This window comes from Abditibacteriota bacterium (genome assembly GCA_017552965.1).
GTDB lineage: Bacteria > Armatimonadota > UBA5829 > UBA5829 > UBA5829 > RGIG7931.
Map to the genome: position 1 here is coordinate 26,064 of JAFZNQ010000117.1, position 20,256 is coordinate 46,319.

The 20,256-nt window shown below is 58.4% G+C and carries 13 protein-coding genes; 7 read left to right on the top strand and 6 right to left on the bottom strand.

Features of this window, described 5'->3' with window-relative positions:
* The first annotated feature begins 1 nt into the window (after position 1).
* The 5 genes from IK083_10085 (at position 2) to IK083_10105 (ending at position 7,486) form a co-directional block, all read left to right on the top strand.
* Positions 2–1,096 (top strand): hypothetical protein, encoded by a 1,095-nt coding sequence (locus IK083_10085; protein ID MBR4749901.1) that lies wholly within the window; start codon positions 2–4, stop codon positions 1,094–1,096.
* Between the two features lie 16 nt (positions 1,097–1,112).
* Complete coding sequence (locus IK083_10090; GenBank protein MBR4749902.1) at positions 1,113–2,216, top strand: hypothetical protein; 1,104 nt, start codon at positions 1,113–1,115, stop codon at positions 2,214–2,216.
* Between the two features lie 123 nt (positions 2,217–2,339).
* Positions 2,340–3,611, top strand: coding sequence for a GGDEF domain-containing protein (locus tag IK083_10095; protein ID MBR4749903.1), 1,272 nt, complete (start codon positions 2,340–2,342; stop codon positions 3,609–3,611).
* Between the two features lie 180 nt (positions 3,612–3,791).
* Positions 3,792–5,768, top strand: a complete 1,977-nt coding sequence (locus IK083_10100) for a hypothetical protein (protein MBR4749904.1) — start codon at positions 3,792–3,794, stop codon at positions 5,766–5,768.
* Positions 5,765–7,486 (top strand): NERD domain-containing protein, encoded by a 1,722-nt coding sequence (locus tag IK083_10105; GenBank protein ID MBR4749905.1) that lies wholly within the window; start codon positions 5,765–5,767, stop codon positions 7,484–7,486. The genes IK083_10100 and IK083_10105 overlap by 4 nt, the downstream gene beginning before the upstream one ends.
* Before the next feature lie 63 nt (positions 7,487–7,549).
* Here IK083_10105 and IK083_10110 read toward each other — a convergent pair whose 3' ends face one another.
* The 5 genes from IK083_10110 to IK083_10130 are packed head-to-tail and all read right to left on the bottom strand — an operon-like array spanning position 7,550 to position 13,473.
* Positions 7,550–10,852, bottom strand: coding sequence for a beta-galactosidase (locus tag IK083_10110; GenBank protein ID MBR4749906.1), 3,303 nt, complete (start codon positions 10,850–10,852; stop codon positions 7,550–7,552).
* An 11-nt stretch (positions 10,853–10,863) separates the two neighbouring features.
* Positions 10,864–11,391 (bottom strand): D-glycero-beta-D-manno-heptose 1-phosphate adenylyltransferase, encoded by a 528-nt coding sequence (gene rfaE2 / locus IK083_10115; GenBank protein MBR4749907.1) that lies wholly within the window; start codon positions 11,389–11,391, stop codon positions 10,864–10,866.
* Positions 11,391–12,035 (bottom strand): threonylcarbamoyl-AMP synthase, encoded by a 645-nt coding sequence (locus tag IK083_10120; protein MBR4749908.1) that lies wholly within the window; start codon positions 12,033–12,035, stop codon positions 11,391–11,393. The genes rfaE2 and IK083_10120 overlap by 1 nt, the downstream gene beginning before the upstream one ends.
* Positions 12,032–12,868, bottom strand: a complete 837-nt coding sequence (prmC, locus tag IK083_10125; GenBank protein ID MBR4749909.1) for a peptide chain release factor N(5)-glutamine methyltransferase — start codon at positions 12,866–12,868, stop codon at positions 12,032–12,034. Before prmC ends, IK083_10120 begins: the two co-directional genes overlap by 4 nt.
* Positions 12,865–13,473: an HAD family phosphatase gene (locus tag IK083_10130; protein ID MBR4749910.1), complete on the bottom strand. Its 609-nt coding sequence runs from the start codon at positions 13,471–13,473 to the stop codon at positions 12,865–12,867. The genes prmC and IK083_10130 overlap by 4 nt, the downstream gene beginning before the upstream one ends.
* Positions 13,474–13,636: 163 nt before the next feature.
* Here IK083_10130 and IK083_10135 point away from each other — a divergent pair, with 163 nt between their 5' ends.
* Entirely contained in the window at positions 13,637–15,211 is a 1,575-nt protein-coding gene (locus IK083_10135; protein ID MBR4749911.1) for a phosphoglycerate dehydrogenase, read from the top strand.
* Positions 15,212–15,521: 310 nt separating this feature from the next.
* Entirely contained in the window at positions 15,522–18,059 is a 2,538-nt protein-coding gene (gene gyrA, locus IK083_10140) for a DNA gyrase subunit A (GenBank protein MBR4749912.1), read from the top strand.
* Between the two features lie 71 nt (positions 18,060–18,130).
* Here the strand turns inward: gyrA and IK083_10145 are convergent, their stop codons facing one another.
* Entirely contained in the window at positions 18,131–19,615 is a 1,485-nt protein-coding gene (locus IK083_10145) for a hypothetical protein (GenBank protein ID MBR4749913.1), read from the bottom strand.
* Positions 19,616–20,256 lie beyond the last annotated feature (641 nt).

The window sequence follows — 20,256 nt, forward strand, 5'->3', positions numbered from 1 at the left end:
TATGCGTTATTTGACCCTATGCGCGCTGGTCGCGCTGTGCCTTGGGGCCTGTTGCTTTGCCCAGGATGGAGACAGATTTGCCGATGACACCGTGTGGTACGACGCGGCAAAGGCTCCCATGACTCTTTGCGGAGTGCTGGCTCCCACGGAAAAGGAGCCCTATTACCACCGGCTGCCCGCAGAGGTCGCCGAGAGCACTTCCGAGGCAGTGGCCCGGCTGAGCTGCCAGACGGCGGGAGGCAGGGTGCGTTTTTATACGGACTCGCCCTACATCACCATCCACGCCTCCTTTTGGGTCTGCGACCCCCTCCTGAATCTCACCCAGATATCCTCCGCCGGCTTTGGCATATACACCCAAAAGGGCCGGGGCCCCGAAAAGTACCTGGCCAAGGTGGTGGCCGGCATGGGGCATTATGACGACAACGAATGGACCGTGTATCTCTCGGGAGAGGGGGAGACGGTCACCATATACCTGCCTCTCTACGGAGGCGTCAGAGACCTCTCTGTGGGAGTCAAGACGGGCTCTCTGGTCCGGGAGGCTCCGGGGTACCGCATAGACAAGCCGGTGGTATTCTACGGCTCCTCCATCACCCAGGGCGGGTGCGCCACCCGTCCCGGCAACAGCTATCAGGGCATGATGGCCCGCTCCATGAGTATGGACTACGTCAATCTGGGCTTTTCCGGAGCAGGCAAGGGCGAGCAGTCCATGGCGAATTATATAGCGGGGCTGGAGCTGAGCGCCTTTGTGCTGGACTACGACCACAATGCCCCCACTCCGGAGCACCTGCGGGCCACCCACTACAACTTTTATGAGACCGTGCGCCGGCAGCATCCCGACGCGCCCATCCTCATGGTGTCCCGGCCGGTCATTGACCCTTCTCCCGAAGAGGTCGAAAGAAGGAACATCATCAGAGAGTCCTGGCAGAAGGCCAGGCTGGCCGGCGACAAAAACGTGTATTTCATAGACGGCTCCAAATTCATGACGGGCTACGCGGCGGACTGCTGGTCCGTGGACGGCTCCCATCCCAACGAGCTGGGCTTTTCGCTGATGGCACGGGCCATGGAAAAGGTGCTGAAGCCCGCTCTGAAAAAATAGACACCGGAGGAACTGTATGCTGCATCTCTTTTTGATATCCCTTATGACTCTGGCCCTGGCCTCTGTTTGCCGGGCCGTCCGATACGAGTCCTCCGTCCTGAAGGAGGACATAGATTGGTATGACGCCACGGAGAGCCCCATGACCCTTTGCGGTGTGCTGCCCCCTGACGACAAGGAAGATTATTACCACAGGATGCCGCTGGAGGTGGCCCGCAAGGCCTCCGAGGACGTGGTGAGCATGTGCCGGCAGACTGCCGGAGGCAGAGTGCGCCTTGTGACGGATTCGCCCTTTGTGGCGATCCATGCGGACCTGTGGCACAATTATCAGTATCCCAATCTCACCCACATTGCCTCCGCCGGCTTTGGCATATACGCCGGAGAGACAAAGGAGGAATACGCCGGCGTGGCTGTTGCCCCCATAGACAACAACGAGGGCAACGACTGGCAGGTGCCCCTGCCCGCCGGGACCAAAAGAGTCACCGTGTGCATGCCTCTCTACGGAGGAGTGAAGACCCTGTATATAGGCGTCCGGCGGGGCTCCCTGCTGAAGAAGGCTCCCCGGTACCGGTATGACAAGCCGGTGGTGTTTTACGGCTCCTCCATCACCCAGGGCGGGTGCGCCTCCCGCCCCGGCAACAGCTATCAGGGCATGATGTCTCTGTCCATGGATATGAATTACGTCAATCTGGGCTTCTCCGGCTGCGGCAGGGGAGAGCAGTGCGTGGCGGAGTATATCGCCGGGCTGGACATGAGCGCCTTTGTGCTGGACTATGACCACAACGCCCACACCCCCGAGCACCTGCGGGCCACCCACTATCCCTTTTTTGAAACGGTGCGCCGCAGACATCCGGAGCTGCCCGTCATCATGGTGTCCCGGCCGGTCCTCAGACCCACTGCCGAAGAGCTGGAGAGGATAGCCATCATCCGGGAGTCCTGCTGCAGGGCCCGTCTGGGCGGCGACAACAACGTGTATTTTGTGGACGGCTCCTGCTTTATGAGAGGCTATGCGGCGGACGCCTGGTCCGTGGACGGCTGTCACCCCAACGATCTGGGCTTTGCGCAGATGGCGCAGGTGCTGGAAAACGTCCTGAGGCTGGTCCTGAAGCCGGACGGCGCATAGCGCAGGTTGATTTTTTCTCCGAAAAGTGGTATAATTTTAATGTTTTTCGCGTTGCGAGCCAATATTGGAATATCCGTGTTGCCGGAGGATAAGCTCCGGAATAGTCTGAAAATAGTCTGAAATATGTTATTCAAAGATTACAAATCCTTATCCGAGTCCAATCTCAACAGAGCCGTGATAGCTCTTGCAGCCTGCTGGGTGGTGCTGCTGGTGGTTTTCGGCATCGGCACCATCAGGGTGGCCGGCTATGCCTCCAAGGCCGAAAAGCAGGTGTACAACCTGTCCGAGATGTCCAACGCCGCCTCTATGCTCATGCAGGGCTCAGCCGTGCTCACAGAGCATGCGAGGCTGTTCGTCATCACAGGCAACAGAGATTATATGGACGCATACTTCAAGGAGGCGGAGGAGGATCAGCACAGAGACAAGGCTCTGGCCATAGTCCGCAAGCAAAACGATCCCAAGCTGGACAACATCTTTCTGGAAGGCCTCAACGCTTCCCGGGAGCTCATGCAGACGGAGTATCACGCCATGAAGCTGGCCTGCCAGGCCTACGGCATCTTCGGCGTTCCCAGGGAAGTGGCGGATTATCCCCTGACCATGAGCGAGATGAGCATGAGCTTTGACGCAAAGAAGGCCATGGCAGTGGACCTGCTCTTCAACAAGGAGTATTCCGCCGCCAAGCTGACCATCACCAATGCGGCTACCGAGTATTCCCGTATGGCGGGCACCCAGTCGGAGAGCTCCGTGTGGTACAACGTGCACCGGCTGAACAGAAACATCATGCTCATGCGCCTGGGTCTTTGCGCCTCCATGGCCGTATTCGTGGGCTTTATGTTCGTGTATCTGATCCTGGGCCATCACAGGCAGAGCCAGGCCAAGAGGCTGAAGGAGATCACCGCCAAGTCCAAGGAACAGGAGCGCAGCATCATCAGCGACCATCTGACCCAGCTGCCCAACAGACTGGGACTGTCGGAGTTCCTGAGCCCCAAGCTGGCCAACCTTTCCAAGGAAACGGATCTCTATGCCGCCTATCTGGACATAGACTTTTTCAAGTCCATCAATGACACCTACGGCCATCTGGAAGGGGACGGAGTCCTCTGCAGGGTGGCGGACGTGTTCCGCAAGGTGTGCGGCGAATACGACGCCTTTTGCGCCAGGATAGGCGGAGACGAATTTGTGTTCGTGTTCAGGGCTGCGGACAACGCGGAGGCGGAGCTCTTCAGATTCAGAGTCAAGGACGCAGTGTCCGCATCCAACGAAGGCCAAAAGATCAAGGTGAGCATATCCATGGGCTACACCCGCTGCGATACGGGAGAGCTGACGGAGATACTCCGCAAGGCGGACGAGATGCTCTACGAGGACAAGAAGAACAAGCATATGAACGTGACCCATTAGAGGCGCGATATAAGCGGCGGGAATACCCGCCGTTTTTTTCGGCTGAGCGCGCCCCTTGCCGGCCTCTTGCGAGAGAGCAGGAAGCCCCGTTTTTTGCGAGGCTTTTGTCGGCTGTCCGCTGTTGAAAGGGGCGCTTTTGATGTGTTATAATATATCTATCAAATACAGGACGGAGACCCTATGGCAAGAATAATCAGCGACAAACCCCTCGAATATATTCACCCTGACCTCAATTCTGCAGAAGGCCTTATTCTTGACGTGTTGTCCCGGCTTCCTGGCGATTATGCCGTCATTACCCCCGACGCTGTCAAATGGTCTTATTTCGGAAAAGAAACAACGGGCGAAAGAGTATTTGTTCTGCTGCACCTGTCCGGAAGCATGCTGCTGATTTACCCTTCGGGCCTGAAAAGCGCCGAGTTCCGATCCAATGCCTGGCATGCAGGAGAGGATGCTCCTGCCGGCGCCGACAAAGCCATAAGCAAAGCAGAAAAACATCTGAAAACGATCCGCGACTCATTTGCCAGCAAACTTTCCGGCAGCAACGCCGAAAAAAATCTGCTTGCAGAGCGGATCCACATGTGCATATGGTTCCCCTTTGCGGATAGTATCGATTACGCCGAGAACCACACGGCAGGCATCAGGCTTTTGTGCGGCGCCGAATACGCAGGGATCAGTAAATATATAGATGAACATACACGGAAAAGAGCAAACAGCTATCCCTTATTCCTTTCCCGCTGGAATGCCCTTGCGTCTGCAATATGCCTGGAGGGGGCAGCTGAGTCGAACAAGGCTTTTGAACAATATGTTGATAAGCTGAAAAGGTTTCGGGCGTCGTCGTTGGACAACTTCACCGGGACAAAGTCTTTCGCTGTATGCGGCGGAGATGATTCCGGCAGGGAAGAGTTTGCCGCTGCGCTCATAGGCAGTATGGAGCACCCGCTTCTCGTATCCCGGGGAGAGCCTTCCTTTGACCGGGGCAGCGCCCTGGTCTGCTCTATGGAGCAGGCGCTTGACGCTGCAGAGAAGTGCGATATATTGGTATGGAACGCCGGTGATTATACCCCGGATGACCTTCGGAAGCTGAAGGACAAGCCGGATCGGGGTATTTTTGCAGTCTTTTATTCTGCCGGCAGTCCGGCTGCCCGGTGGGCCGACGGCTGTGAGGATCTGTGTCACCTGACCTTTGCGGAGCCGCTGGCCTGCAACCGATCGATATTGCGGACGGCAAACAGCCTTTATCCAGCCGACAGAGAGCTCCTTTGGAACACGGAGGAAGGACAGAAGCCCAAGCTGCACCTGCTTACCCGCGCGGTTACCGGAGCCCTGTCTGCCGATGACAAGCGTGCAGCGGAATACAGGATCGTCGAAATACTCCAAAAGCATAAATATGCCACTGGGGACAGCGCGGCTGTTGTCCGTATGTCAATGAGCGGACAGGCGGCAGGAGGCGGTATGTCCTTTATGTATCGGTCGCAGGAAAACGGTGAGGAGACCCGGATCCCTGTCATTTCCCCTGACGCTAAGGACCGGTATGAATGCGTGATCCTCACTGACGTGAGACCGGAGCACTTTGAGGGAGAAAGCCCTCTGCTGTCCCGGGCGACGCTGCGGGGCCTGAGGTTCGTCCATATGATCATGCTGCTGACGGAGGCAGAACAAAAGGAGCTGTTTGCCAAATATGGGGGCAGCCCCGGTGCCTTCCGTGGTGCAATGGAGGAGCAATACGGAATACAAACTTATACGAGCAGCGGCTGGCTGAAGGATAATGATCTGATTAACAGCGCAGGGATCATATACGGCGATTTCAAAAAAGGTGACGCTGCGCTGGCCGAGAAGATCCTCGATCTCAGGAATGAGCCCGGCGGAGAGCTCACCGTCTTTGTGCTGAATCCGCGCCGCGAAGCCTTGATAGAAAAACTGAAGAAACATGGGATAAGCGCAATTGCGTGGAAGGATATAGAGGACAGGCTGGAGAAAGGCGGGCAGCTGAAGCATGTGGCGATCACCGACTTTTCGCCGGTCACTCTGCAAAAGCCTGAAAACGGTCATATTCTCTTTTCCCTTTTCCGACGGGCCTACAAAGCGTTCCTGCTGTCGGACCGGCAGCATAAAAGAGAGCTTGATGCCCTGTGGGAGCCTGAAGGAGCAGAAAGATGAAAGAATGCGATCTCGTTTCAAATCTGGATTTTAACAAAAGCCGTGCCGAAGAACTGCTGTTCTATGCTTTCAAGAATGACGTTGCCGACAGGGGCTGGTTTATCGTTCACTCTCTTCTCCTGAAGGAGGGCGAGTCGGATTTTCTCATTCTGGATAAGGATATGGGCATACTGCTTGTCGAGACCAAGTCGGGCTGCTACCACTCGAGAGACGGCAAGATCTTCTGCGCAAATGACAGAGACACCATAGATCCACTGGAGCAGCTGGACAGATGCAAAAGGTCTGTGGGATCGTATCTGAAAGGGCTGAGAAAGCATAATATCATAGGCGAAAACGAAAAGGTGGAGATCCACCGCTGCGTGTGGATGCCGGACTCAGAGCCCCTGACAGACATTGACGAAGGTGGCGCTGTCTGGATGTATATGCCTTTGCTTGATTATAACCCCCGCAAAAGCAACGATATCCGTCGCAAAGCAGTTGGCGATCAAAAAGTGCAGTTTGAGTTATATGACAGGTGGCGAAAATTGGTGACACCCGGGGGGACCTGTCTGTCGGAGGAATCCTTTGAAACGCTGAAAAGGAAGTTCAACCCCCATCGTTTGGTAGGACAAAGCGCAAACTGGATACGGAAGAGAAAGACATCGGTGTCTGAGGATCTGTGCCGCAGTCAGAATGCCTTGCTGGGTATGCTTGCGCATCAACGGAAGGCTATAGTTGAGGGCGGCGCCGGCACGGGCAAGACCGTGCTGGCTCTGGAAAAGGCATACCGGCTGGCATACGGCGGCGCTGAAGGCAGTGTGACCTATATTTGCTATAACGATTTGCTCAGGCAAAATCTGTCCGAGACGTTTTACAAAGAACGGGATCCGGACAGAAGAGTCCGCTTTGTTAATCTGTTTACAAAATACGGCGTTGATTATACAAATTGCGCTAATCCGCAGGAAGAGGTCGCAAAGGAGATCAGAGCGCTCGGGGACCGGTGCGATCTGTGCAACGTGATCATTGACGAAGCCCAGGACTTCGGACAGGATGTGCTGCAGGCTCTCTTTGACGCCTCGGACGCAGCCGGCGGCGCCTTTTATGTGTTTTGTGATCTCAAGCAGTGCGTCCATAAGGACAGTCCCGCTGCCTGGCTGAAGGATGAGCATCCCGGAATGCCCCGGATCACCCTGAGCCGCAATCTGCGGAATACCCGAGAAATTGCCGTGTCCGTCGCCGGCCCTGTCGGTCTTCCGGACGCCTACTGCAACACCAGTCTCAGCGGGCCCAAGCCCAGAGTGTGGCTCTCCGCTCCGGCGGACAGGTTTGATCTGGCAGGCAAGATAATAGCCAATTACAAGGCGGAGGGCGTCGATACGGACACGGTGATCCTGACCGTGATGGGAATAGGGAGTTTAAGGTATAAATATAACGAAGAAAGATTTATCAGAGTGGGAGAAATAAAGCTTCTCCCGGACAACGAGGACAAGAATAAGGTGAGTTGTTTTTCGGCTAAGGACATATTGTTTACCACTGCCCGCAAATACAAGGGCCTCGAAGCCAATCATGTGATAGTCATAGACCTGGACGGCCATTTTCTCGATGACGACGAACTGACTTATACTGCCGCGTCCCGTTCCTGTATGTATCTGGACGTGATCCTGTCCTCAAGGAGCATGGATACCGGGCTCCTTGAAAAGGCTGTGAAAAAGCTGAATATGGAGCCCGGCAGTTTATGACGCGCAAAAACACACAGGCGGAGCCGCGAGGCTCCGCCTTTTTCTCTTGTTTGCTTTCGGCTGTCACTCCACCGTGAGGGTGAATACTTCTCCGAAGGAGCAGCGCTCTTTGGCCAGGAGCCTCAGCTCCAGACTGCCCTTGCTCTCTGCCTTTACCCTGAGGGTGACCCTCTCTCCGGTTTTCACCGGCCGGGGCAGGGTATAGGCCTTGCCGTTGGCCGTCAGCTGCACGGAGCCTTCTCCGTCTCCGTCCAGCCATGTGGCTTCGTTCAGGTTGGCGATAGTGACCTCCAGCAGGTCGCCATTCTTCACAGTGGCGCCCTTTTCCAGCCTCTTGCCCCTCAGAAACACGCCGTCAAAGGCGCCGTCCACGTATTTGGGAGGATTCGGGACTCCCGGGACAAAGGGGTCGTTGGTGACGGACACGTAGTCGCAGGTCCGGGTGTCCGTCCCCCGGGCTTCGGCTCTCAGTCCGGGCTTTTTGCCTGCCTCAAACAGGGCGGGGTATCTGTCCTCCACCTGATTGTAGAGCATCATGGCGTCGGTGTAGTCCACGTTTTTGGAGGTGTCCACCGTCAGATAGCAGCCGGGCTCAAAGGAGGGGCTCGCGAGGAACCTGGGGCCCATCTCCCTGATCACCCTGGTGACGGGCTTGTCCGAATCGTCCGGATTGATGATGCCGTAGTCGCTCGCCTCCAGCACTCTGTAGCCCCCGGGCCAGAACCACCAGAAGACTCCGTTGACTCCGCCCTCTATGAGCATCCTGTAAAAGTCGGCGAAGTACTGAGCCTGCTTGGCCAGTCCCTGCTCCGTGACGTAGGGGCTGTCGCCCTCGATGGTCTTGTAGCCCACCTCGGCATACACCATGGGAGACTCCGGCGCGGACATTTGGGCTATGGCTCTGGTGAAGGCGCCGGTCTTGATATGTTCGTCCCAGGTGGTGCCCATAGCGTAGGCTTCGGGAGCAAAGAAATCCACCGCCTTGCCCAGATAGTAAAAGCTGTAGGGCAGCAGTCCGTACCAGGAGCAGACGTCTCCCGCTGCGTGCATCCTGAAGGACACCAGGTGGTTGGGGTCCGCTTCCCTGTAGAGGTCCCGGGCCAGCCGGTATTTTTTGTAGCACTCGTATTCCAAAAAGCGCCTGTAGGCCAGGGCCTCGCCCCTCTTGGGGGAGTCTCTGTGCACCGTGGGCACGTCGGGATTGGTGATATTGCCGTCGCTGTCCCGGGTGATGGAGCAGCCCCATATCTTTTCCGCGGCTTCCACAGAGCCGTAGCGGTCACGCAGCCACTCCTGCCAGTCTCCGTCAAACTGCTTTCTGTAGCCCGGGTCCAGCCAGGTGGGCTCCCAGTGGATGTCGTAGGCTATGAGGTTCCTGTGCTCCGGCAGTCTCAGCTCCTTTATGATGGGCAGCCAGTATTCGTATCTGTCCCTGAAGTCCGGCTCCGTGGGGTTTGACACCAGGGCCAGATTCACGTAAATGCCGTGCTCCGCGCACCTGCGGAGAAAGTCCGTCACGTTGTCGTATTTGGGAGGATTGGGAAAAGAGCTGAATATCTGCACGCTGACGGCGTTGATGCCGAGATCGTTCATGTTGGTCAGATCCCGCTCTATGACCTCCGGATCATAAAAGTCCTTGCCGAACCATTCCAGAAACAGGGCCCAGTTCCAGCTGGAGGTGGTGCAGGTGGGGTGGTAGTTGACGCCGTGGAACTTCAGCTCTTTGTCCCCCGCGTAAAACCGGCCGTTTTTCGCAGTGACGAAGGGCGCGGCGGCGTCGGGCTTCCACAGGCAAAAGTCATGGCTCACGGTGTCTATGAGCCGGTCGTCCATGCTTACGTTCACGGTCACCCTGCAGCCCGCCGCCGGCCATTTTGCCATGGGCAGGGCAAAGGACTTGTCCATGCTGCCCTTGGGGCCGATGGCGCAGGTCTCTCTCCTGTCAAAGAGCCTGGCGCCCGTGTCCTTGTCCGTGACTGTGATCCTCCAGGCGATGCTCCGCTCTTCGCCGGACACGTTTCTCAGGTCCGCGCCTATGGTGACGGGCTGACCCTCCGCGTAGGTAAAGCGGTCCGCTCCCGCCGACCGGATATACACGCCTCTGTCCATGCTCTCTATGATCCCGGCTATGTATTTGTGGGTGGAGGGCTTGGCGTACCACTCCCTGTCCCGGACGGCTATGGCGGCGTAGCGGCTGTATTTTTGGGCGTTGTCAAATCTCACCAGTCCCGCGGCCGGGTTGCCCCGCCATTTGCCGTCTGCCGTCCTGCACACGGACCAGCTGAGCCAGCGCCAGTCTCTCGTCTTGCCGTAGCCTGCCGCCGAGGGTCTCATGTGGGAGGACTTCATGCTGCGGGGCATATCCGGCTTGGCCGTCACTCCCGGAGCCTCAAAGGAGGCCACGTCGTGCATGTCAAAAAAGGCGTTGTCCGGGCCCAGAGACATGTAGTCCATGCCCGTGTTGTCGATGGGCTTCATGGCCCGGGTGTTGTCCGAGGAAGGGCAGGTGCCCACGGCCCCTATGTCAAAGGTGTGCTTGCTGTAGGTGTTGTTGGTGGAGCCGTCCAGCCCCACGAAGAACCGGCGGGCTCCGGCGGGGTCGAATTTGGTGCCGCTGCGCTTGTCGTTGCCGCTGGCGTATTCAAAGTCCTCCGCCTCTATGTAAAAGATATTGGGCCGGGTGTCCAGCACAGTCTTTTTCTTCCAGCGGGAGCCGTCTTCTTCCACCCAGCCCACTGCTATGGAGCTGGTGTGGCTGTCGCCCCGGGCTGTAAACACAGTGACCGAGTCGCCTTCCCTAAAGGCGCCTTCGCCCACGTCCAGATGCACGTAGTCATAGCCGCCGGGAAAGTCTGCGGTGAACTCGTAGTAATAATAGCCGCAGGAGGGGTCGTGCTTTTCGCGCCAGCCCATGATGGCGTTGGTCTCCTGAGCCTCTCTTTTCCAGCTCTTGCAGGAGCCGTTGCGGAAGTCGTAGATGGGGTGCTCGGGCGTGGTCATGGCGGCCCGGCGGGCGTATTCGCTGCGCTCCGTCAGCCTGCCGTTGATCTTCACCAGAGGACGCTCCCAGGCAGGGGCCTGAAAAAACACCGCCAGCTTGTCGTTGTTGAGATAGTGCCAGAAGTCAGTCAGCATGCTCTGGGGCAGACAGGCTCCGTCGCAGAATATCACCAGGTCAAAGGAGGACCAGTTGCCCGGGTCGCTGATGCTGCGGGATTCGGTGCTGTAGCCGTTCATTTCCGCCGCGGCTATGGCCGCCCGGGTAAAGGTGGCGTCGCCTCCCCAGGCTTCCAGCACCAGGGCGCTCTTGGCCAGGGCGGCGGTGGCCGCCAGAGTCAGCAGAATGGAGATAAACAGATATTTCATGAGGGCCTTCCTTAGCCGCAGCCCTTGCGGGCTTTATTGATGATGGCGGTGGTGGACCAGTCGTCCGCCTCCGTCACCTCCAGAGGGATGATCACCACCCGGCCTCCGTAGCTGCGGACGATGGGGGTCTCGGGTATCTTTTCGGCGTCGTAATCGCCTCCCTTGCAATACACGTCCGGCTTCAGCAGCTCTATGGTCTCGGAAGCGGTGGCTTCGCCGAAGAGCACCACGTAGTCCACGCAGTCAAAGCCGGACAGCATCTCCGCCCGGGAGGCCTGATTGTTGAGAGGCCTGGAGGGGCCCTTGAGGGCCCGGACGGATTCGTCCGTGTTGAGGCCTATCACCAGCATATCGCCCAGACTGCGGGCAGCCTGAAGGCACCGGAGATGTCCTATGTGGAGCACGTCAAAGCAGCCGTTGGTAAAGACCACCTTTTTGTCTCCTCTCGCGGCCAGCTTTTCGGCCAGCTCTTCTCTCGTCAGCACCTTTTTTTCACGGGTAAAATACCGCTGCATCTGCTGCAGCTCTTCTTTGGTCATCATGACTGTATCCTCTGTAAAGTGTGTATCAAAGCCTCTCGGCTGATGGTCCCTTCTCTGAGTATGCGGGGCTCCCCGCCCGTCAGGTCCAGTATCACCGATGCGGAGCCTATCTCCGACGGTCCCATATTTATGACTATGTCCGCCCCTTCCCTGATCTCCGGGTCCAGCCTGTCGCAGGCTGACGGAGCCGGCCGCCCGGACACGTTGGCGCTGGTGGCGCAGATAGGCTCCCCCAATATCCCGAGCAGGGTCTGCAGGAAGGGATGGTCCGGTATTCGCAGGGCCACCGTGTCGCCTCCGGCGCAGACTATGTCCGGCACGGAGGGCTTTTTGGGGAGTATGACCGTGAGGGGGCCGGGCATATATATGCCCTCCAGGGCCGCCAGAGCGGGATGGCTCTCCGCCGCCAGCTCTATACGGGCCACAGAGTCCACCATCACCGGCAGAGGCTTGGATCGGTCTCTCTGCTTCAGGTCGTATATGCGTTCCGCGGCCTCCGGGCGGCTCATCAGGCAGCCTATGCCGTACACGGTCTCTGTGGGAAATACGGCTGTCCTGCCCTCGGAGAGGACCCGGGCGGTCTCCCGGGCCGCAGCCTCGACCCCCGCAGGGGTGGCTGCAGTGACGTCTATGTATATCATGTATCCTTCTTTCCGGCTATGACTGTCCTGTCAAGGCCTGCGTAGTCTTTGCCGAGCTCCGGCAGAAAGCCCTGTGAGCGGGCTATGGCGCACACCGCCTCTCCCTGGTCGCTGCCTATCTCGCAGGCTATGAAGCCTCCGGGAGCGAGATGCTCCTTTCCCCGGGTAAAGAGGACCCTGTAGGCCGCCAGCCCGTCGGGACCTCCGTCCAGAGCCAGCCGGGGCTCAAAGTCCCGGACGCAGGGCTCCAGAGTGTCTATGACGGCGGTGGGAATGTAGGGCGGATTGGATACTATGGCGTCGAACAGGCGCCCGGACAGACCTTCGAACCAGTCGGTGAGCAGGGTCTCCGTCCTGTCTGTCAGCCCCAGCCGGGCCAGGTTCCGCCGGGCCAGGGCGAGAGCCTCCTCCGACACGTCGCAGGCAGTGATATGGCAGTCCGTCACCAGGGACGCAATGCCCGCCGCCACCGCTCCCGAGCCGGTGCCCATATCGCACACCCGGGCGCCGGCGCCCAGCCGGGCGGCGGCTCTCTCGCACAGGAGCTCTGTCTCCTGTCTGGGGATAAGGGCTCCCGGCGCCGTCAGCAGGGAGAAGTCCAAAAACTCTTTGGAGCCGGTGATGTAGGCCAGAGGCCTCCCGGCGGCTCTTTGGGACACGCAGTCGGCGTAGCGGCTCTCCTCATCGGGAGACAGCAGCTTGTCGGGGTGGACCAGCATTTCCAGCCGGCTCATGCCCGTGGCGTGGGCCAGCAGGCACTCAGCCTCGAGAGAGGGGCTGTCCAGGTGAGAGAGTCTCTCCCTGGCGTATCCGAGAGCCTGACCGCAGGTCATGAGAGAGTGTCGATATAGCTTGTCAGCTCGTCGGCGCCGGTGAACACGTGGCCATGGATGCCGCAGGCCTCCGCTCCCTCCGTGTTCATGGCCAGGTCGTCGGTGAACAGGCATTCCTCCGGCTGCAGGGAGTATTTGTTCAGCAGGTGCATGTATATGTCCGCGTTGGGCTTCACCATATGTATGGGGCCGGAAAACACCAGGCCGTCAAAGGTGTCCAGCAGCGAGGCTATGCGGGGGGTCTCGGGATAATGCAGGGCAAAGTCTATGCTGATGTTGGACAGGAGGAATATGCGGGCGCCCCGCTCCCTCAGTCTGCCTATGAGCGCCCGGGTGCCGGGTATCTCAGCGGCGTTGTCCCGCCAGTTGGCAAAGGACAGGACCGCCTGCTCTGCCAGCTCGCCTTCAAATCTCTTTTTCAGGGCTTCTATCACCTCGGCGTCCCTCATGGTGCCCATATCCAGCTCCTTCCAGTATTCCCGGGAGCCTACGGCAGCGGCCACTTCCTCCCTTTTGGAAGGGTCGGTGACGTAGGGGATCACCATCTTGGAGGGGTCAAACTCAAAGAGCACGTTGCCAAAATCAAATATGAAGTTTTTTATCACAGCTTTTCACCTTGCGCTTTAATAACATTTAGATTTTACCACATATGGCCGGATAATAAAAGCGGACCGGCCCCGGCGGCCCGGCGGGCACTTGAGAAAAGCGGCAAAATAAGATATAATATATACGGAAAACACTGTTCCGAAAACGTTTTGGGAGGGCGATATGCCAAAGGTACTTGTAAGCGACAAATTGGCAAAGGAAGGCATCGCTATACTGGAAAAGGTCAGCGATGTGGACGTGAACACCGGGCTCAGCGAGGATGAGCTGTGCGCTATCATAGGCAACTATGACGGTCTGGTCATACGCTCCGGTACCACGGTGACGGCAAAGGTATTGGAGCACGCCTCCAGACTGAAGATCATAGGCCGCGCCGGCGTGGGAGTTGACAACGTGGACGTTCCCGTTGCCAGCTCAAAGGGCATCATCGTGTGCAATTCCCCCGGAGGCAACACTCTGGCAGCCGCCGAGCTGTCTGTGGCCATGCTGATGGCTCTGTGCCGCAACATTCCTCAGGCTGTCATATCCATGAAAAACAAGGAGTGGAAGCGCTCTCTCTACAAGGGCATCGAGCTCTACGGCAAGACCATAGCCATACTGGGTCTGGGCAAGATAGGGCAGACCGTGGCCAAGCGCTGCCAGGCCTTTCACATGAAGGTGATAGCCTACGATCCCTTCCTGCCTGCCGAAGTGGCTCAGAATATGGGCGTAGAGCTCATGGAGCTGGACGAGTGCCTGGCTCAGGCGGACTTTATCAGCCTGCACCTGCCCAAGAACAAGGACACTCTCGGCCTCATCAACAAGGACAAGTTTGCCGTGATGAAGGACGGAGTCAAGATAGTCAACTGCGCCCGCGGCGGCATCATAGACGACAACGATCTGATCGCTGCCCTCAAGAGCGGCAAGGTGTCCGGAGCGGCTCTGGACGTATACGTCAGCGAGCCCCCCGATTTTTCCTGCGAGCTCTTTGAGATGGACAACGTGATCACCACTCCTCACCTGGGCGCCTCCACCGAAGAGGCTCAGGTGGGCGTAGCCGTGGACGTGGCCGAGCAGATAGCCTGCGTGTTCGGTGGAGGCACTGCCCGCAGCGCCGTGAATATGCCCTCCATCCCCGCAGACGTGATGGAAAGCATCGCTCCCTATATGGACCTGGCGGGCAAGCTGGCGGCCTTTGCCGGCGGTCTGGCCTCTCAGGCGGCGGACACTCTGGAGATAGTTTACGCCGGCAAGATAGCGGCGGCCTCCAACACCGAGTACATCAAGCGCAGCGCCATAGTGGGACTGCTGTCCTCTGCTCTGGGCAACAGCGTGAACATGATCAACGCCAACGACGTGGCCAAAGAAAGAGGCCTGAAGATCATCGAGACCAAGAACGAGAACAGCGGCGACTATTCGTCTCTCATCACCGTCAAGGCCGGCGGGGTCGTGATCAGCGGCACCGTGTTTGACGGCTCTCTGGGCCGCATCACCGGCCTGAACGGCTACAAGCTGGACGCCTCCTGCGAGGGCATCAACCTGGTGATCATGCACAGCGACAAGCCCGGCGTCATCGGCAATATAGGCTCCGTGCTGGGCAACGCCGACATCAATATAGCCGGCATGCACGTGGGCCGCAACAGCAAGGGCTGCGAAGCCTGCATGCTGCTGACCATCGACAGCGAGGCGGATCAGGCGGCCATAGACGCCCTGACCGCTCTGGACAGCGTGATCTCGGTAAGCCAGATCCACATCGCATAGCGAGAGCCTGCAGGACACACCTGACAGACAGGCGGCAGCCCCATGAGCGGGCTGCCGCTTTTTTGCCGCGTTCCGCGCCCCCGACCCCCACAGGGACCCCCTGTCAAAAACGCCGTATGGGCGAAAATAAGGCCGTTTGCGGGCGTTTTTTGCAGAGCCTCTTTGACCGGGAGGGCTTTTTGTGGTATAATGGTATTGGTATAATATAATCAGAATACTAATATTTTAATTATAAGGGGTATCCACATTGAGCGACATAGCCAAGGAATTTTTCGGCGTCAACATAGTAGACGAGCTGAAGACCTCCTACATGGATTACGCCATGAGCGTCATCATATCCAGAGCCCTTCCCGACGTCCGGGACGGCCTGAAGCCGGTGCAGAGAAGAATACTCGCCGCTATGAACGACCTGAACCTCGTTCCCTCCAGCCCTCACAGAAAGTCGGCCAAGATAGCCGGCGACACCTCGGGTAACTACCATCCCCACGGCGAGGCCATCATCTATCCTACCATGGTGCGCATGGCCCAGGTGTTCAACGCCCGCTATCCGCTGATAGACGCTCAGGGAAACATGGGCTCCATAGACGGCGACCCACCCGCAGCTATGCGTTATACGGAAATGCGTATGTCCAAATACGCAGTGGAGATGCTGCAGGACCTGGACAAGGACACGGTGGAATGGGACGCCAACTATGACCAGTCCCGCAAGGAGCCTCTCATACTCCCCGCCAAGCTGCCCAACCTGCTGGCCAACGGTTCCTCCGGCATTGCCGTGGGTATGGCCACCAACATACCGCCCCACAACTTAGGGGAGCTGTGCGACGGTCTCATATACCTCATAGACAATCCCGGCTGCGAGGTAAAGGACATCATGCAGTTCATCAAGGGCCCGGACTTCCCCACCTACGGTCTCATCAGAGGCTCCCGGGGCATCCGGCAGGCCTACGAGACAGGCCGCGGCACCGTGGTCATGGAGGCCAAGGCGGACATAGAGGAGCTGCCCAACGGCCGGCAGGCCATCATAGTCACCGAGCTGCCCTATCAGGTGAACAAGACCGCCCTCATAGAAAAGATAGCCCGTCTGGTGAAGGACAAGCGTCTGGAGGGCATATCGGACATACCCGACTACTCCGGCCGCAACGGTATGCGCATACAGATAGAGCTGAAAAAGGACGCCCATCCCAGACACATACTGAACTATCTCTTCAAGCACACTGAGCTGAGGAAGACCTTCGGAGTGAATATGCTGGCCCTGGTGAACGGCGCGCCCAACATACTCAATCTGAAGCAGATCATGAGCTACTATCTGGAGCACCGTTACGACGTGGTGGTGCGCCGCACCAAATACGAGCTGAGGCTGGCTTTGAGGCGCGCCCATATAGTGGAGGGTCTGCTCGTCGCCATAGACAACATCGACGACGTGGTGTCCATCATCCGCAACGCCTCCAGCGCCGCAGCGGCCAGAGACGAGCTGATGACCCGCTACGGGCTCACCTGGCAGCAGGCTACCGCCATTCTGGACATGCAGCTGAGACAGCTGGCCGGTCTGGAAAGAGGCAAGCTGGAAGAGGAAAATATCCGCCTGCTGAAGAACATCGCTGCCATGGAAGACCTGCTGAGCGAGGACAGCAAGATATTTGGCCTCATCAAGGACGAACTGAGGCAGGTGAAGGCCAAGGACGGAGACGAGAGACGCACCCGCATCATCGGCGAGGTGACGGAGGCCGAGGCCGACCTGATACCCAACGAGCACAACATATTCACCATCACCAAGGCCGGCTACGTAAAACGTATGGATCCGGCGGAGTTTCACGCTCAGACCAGGGGCGGCGCAGGCATCAAGGGCTTTGTCACCAAGGAGGGAGACTATCTCACCAACATATTCCTGGCCAATACCCGCAGCGTGCTGCTGTTCTTTACGGACAAGGGCAAGGTGTACAAGCTGAAGGGCTTTGACATCCCGGAGGGCTCCCGCTACGCCCAGGGGTCGGCCATCATCAACCTGATCAACATAGAGCAGGGCGAGACCGTGGTGGCCAATCTGGTGCTGGACAGCGAGGACCAGCCCGGCTTTATGGTGATGGCCACCGAAAAGGGCGAGGTGAAGCGCACCAGCATGGACAACTTCCGCCATATCAGGGCCAACGGCCTGAAGGTATTTGAGGTGGAGGAGGGCGACACTCTCCACTGGGTGCAGGTGTCCAACGGCGATCAGGATATCATACTGGTGACCGAGAGAGGCATGTCCATACGCTTTGCGGAGACGGACATCAGAGCCTCAGGCAGGACCTCCGGCGGCGTGAGAGGCATCAGGCTGGCCGAGGATGACAAGGTGGTGGGCATGACTCTGTCCAGAGAAAACGGCAAGCTGTTCTGCGTCACCGAAAACGGCCTGGGCAAGAAGACCGGCCTGGACGAATACAGGATACAATACAGAGGCGGCAAGGGTATCAAGACCCTGAAGGAGACCGAAAAGACCGGCCGGGTCATCAGCGCCGTGGCCGTGAACGACGCCGACAGCCTGATAGTGGTGGCCAGCGACAGGCGGGTCATCAGATTTGAGCTGTCTGACGTGAGAGAGACCGGCAGGGCCACTCAGGGAGTGAAGGTGATCAGACAGTCCACCAAGAAGACCGAGGGCGAAGAGCCCGCAACGGTGATCTCCATAGAGAGGATACCCGGCGAAGAAGAGCTGCAGAGAGCCATAGAGGAAGCGGGCTCTCTCTACAAGGACCCCGGCGCCGGCAGCTCCGGCGACCCTGACGAAGAGGGCTTGCCGGAAGAAGAAGGCTACGAGGACGCCTCGGGAGAGGACCAAGCCGGGGACGCTTTGTCAGAGGAAGAATGACCTGCGCAGCCAACCGGCGCAGCAGATAAAAAAGCGGCAGGCGCGTGAGCGCCTGCCGCCGTTTTTTCTCTTTACTTCCACAGTCCGGTGATCCTGATCTCCGCTGCTCCTCTGTCCACAAAGACGCCCCAGCCTCTGGGGTCCCGGTTTTCAAAGGGCACGCTGAGCTGCAGATACAGCTTGCCGTCTATGAACGCGTCCAGTCTGTCATAGCATCTGACTATGTGCAGAGCGTAGGTCCTGCCGTATTCCACCGGGAAGCTGCGGCAGTTCACGTTGTGGTTCAGATTCACCAGCTTGTCGCAGAACACCTTCTGAACGTCGTGGTCCAGTATGATGCCCGTGTCCTCCATGGCAAAGGGGTGTCCGAAAGGCCTGAGGGTTATGCCCGCGGCGGAGCCGGAGAGCAGAGTCACCTCTGCCTCTATCTCCGAGTAGTCGTCGCAGCCGGCTATGATCTCCGCTGCCTGCCAGCCGGTCTCGGCCGAGCCCTTGTATATATTGCCCTCCCGGGTCCAGACGCCCTCGTTGAAGACCCACGCAGGGTGGGCGCAGATGCACTTTGCGTCCAGGTCCCGCAGGTCCGCCGGGTCTCCCAGCCGGGCCTCGGGTATGTCGTAAGGGTAGGCGGGATAGAGATGCCCGGCAGCGTCTGTCTTCAGCTCGTAGGGCCGGGAGGCGGTGTCGTCCAGCCGTCCCGTGAAGCGCTGGGTGAATATCAGGTAGCGCTTGCCCCTGAACATGAGGCTCTTGCAGGAGTAGCCGCAGCCTCCGCCTATGAGCACATTGTCATCTTCCAATTGCCTGTAGGGCCCGAAGGGGTTGTCGCAGACCGCGTAGATGGTGCCGTTGGAGATATTGGGGTCGCTGTAAAAGCCTCTGTTGCCATAGCCGTGTCCCACCAGACAGGTGAGATACCAGCGGCCGTCCAGGAAAAACACGTCGTGGGCCTCCACGCAGGCCATGTTCCCGGGCACGAACACCGGGTCCTTCTGCTCCCAGGTCACCATATCCCGGCTCACCGCACAGGCTATACAGGCGGTGGAGGAGGGGGTGGAGCCCTTGATGCGGGTGACGAAATAGCCTATATAATAGTCCTCATAGGGCACCACCACCATATCCCGGCAGTCCACGCAGCCGCAGGCCTCCCGGGTGTTGATGTATCTGTCGTCCGGGAAAATGATGGGGTTGCCCTCGTATTTGGTAAATGTGTAGCCGTCGGGGCTGGTGGCCAGGCCTATCCTTTGGATGGGTTCGTCCTTGCCCCGCATGGTGTAAAACAGGTTGAACCGGTCCTTGTCATATATGCAGCAGCCGGTCCAGGGCTGTATGTTGTCGTCGGGTCTGTCCGAAGGTCCGTGGGCGTAGGGGCATTCCTCCCAGTGGATCAGGTCGCGGCTCACCGCGTGGCCCTGCCAGTCGCCGTCTGTGACGGGGCGGGGAGAGCCGGGCTCGTGAGACTGCAGATAATACATGTGCGCCACTCCGTCGCGCTCCACGCACCAGGTGTCCCACACGCTTATGCCGTCGGGCTTATAACATCGCTGTTTGCTCATAGTGAACTCCGTAAAAATGATTTCTCTACTTCTATTGTAGCAGAAAAAAACAGGGTGTGTGAATACTTTTCCTGCTCAAGGTTTTTTGTTAGGGCGGAGGACCGGGCGCCGAGCCTCGATACAGGCGCAATACCCAGAGATCGTCCGACACCGGGACTGCTTTCTTTCCCTCGTGCTGTTCCACGGCTCTTTCAGGCAAGGGGGGCTTCCCCCCTTCGCATACCCCCCTTTTTTTTCGTGGGTACGGCGTACCCACACCCGCCCGGGGCTTTTCGAAGCGCCCCGGACCCCCCTCACGACCAGGGCTTGCTGCCCTGGACCCGTCTGCGCCTCAGGTCTGCGCTCTGCGGCGGGGCAGAAAAGAAGCTGCATTTCTGCCTTTTCCGCCTTGCGCCTGACGGCGACGCTTGCCCTTCGGCTTGAGCAGGGGCTCCGCCCCTCCCACCCCGGCTTGGTCCGTGACCCGGGCACGTTTGCTTCGATTGGGCGGTATGGTTATCTCCCAGCGAAATCGCTGATTTCGTTGGGTGATAACTCTTGTGTCATCCAGACGAAAATGGGTAAGAATATCAAACGCGACTGCGTTTGGCCATTTCCAGGGAGGCCCCCGGAGTCCTCGGGAATTTGCGCCGGAAAGACCG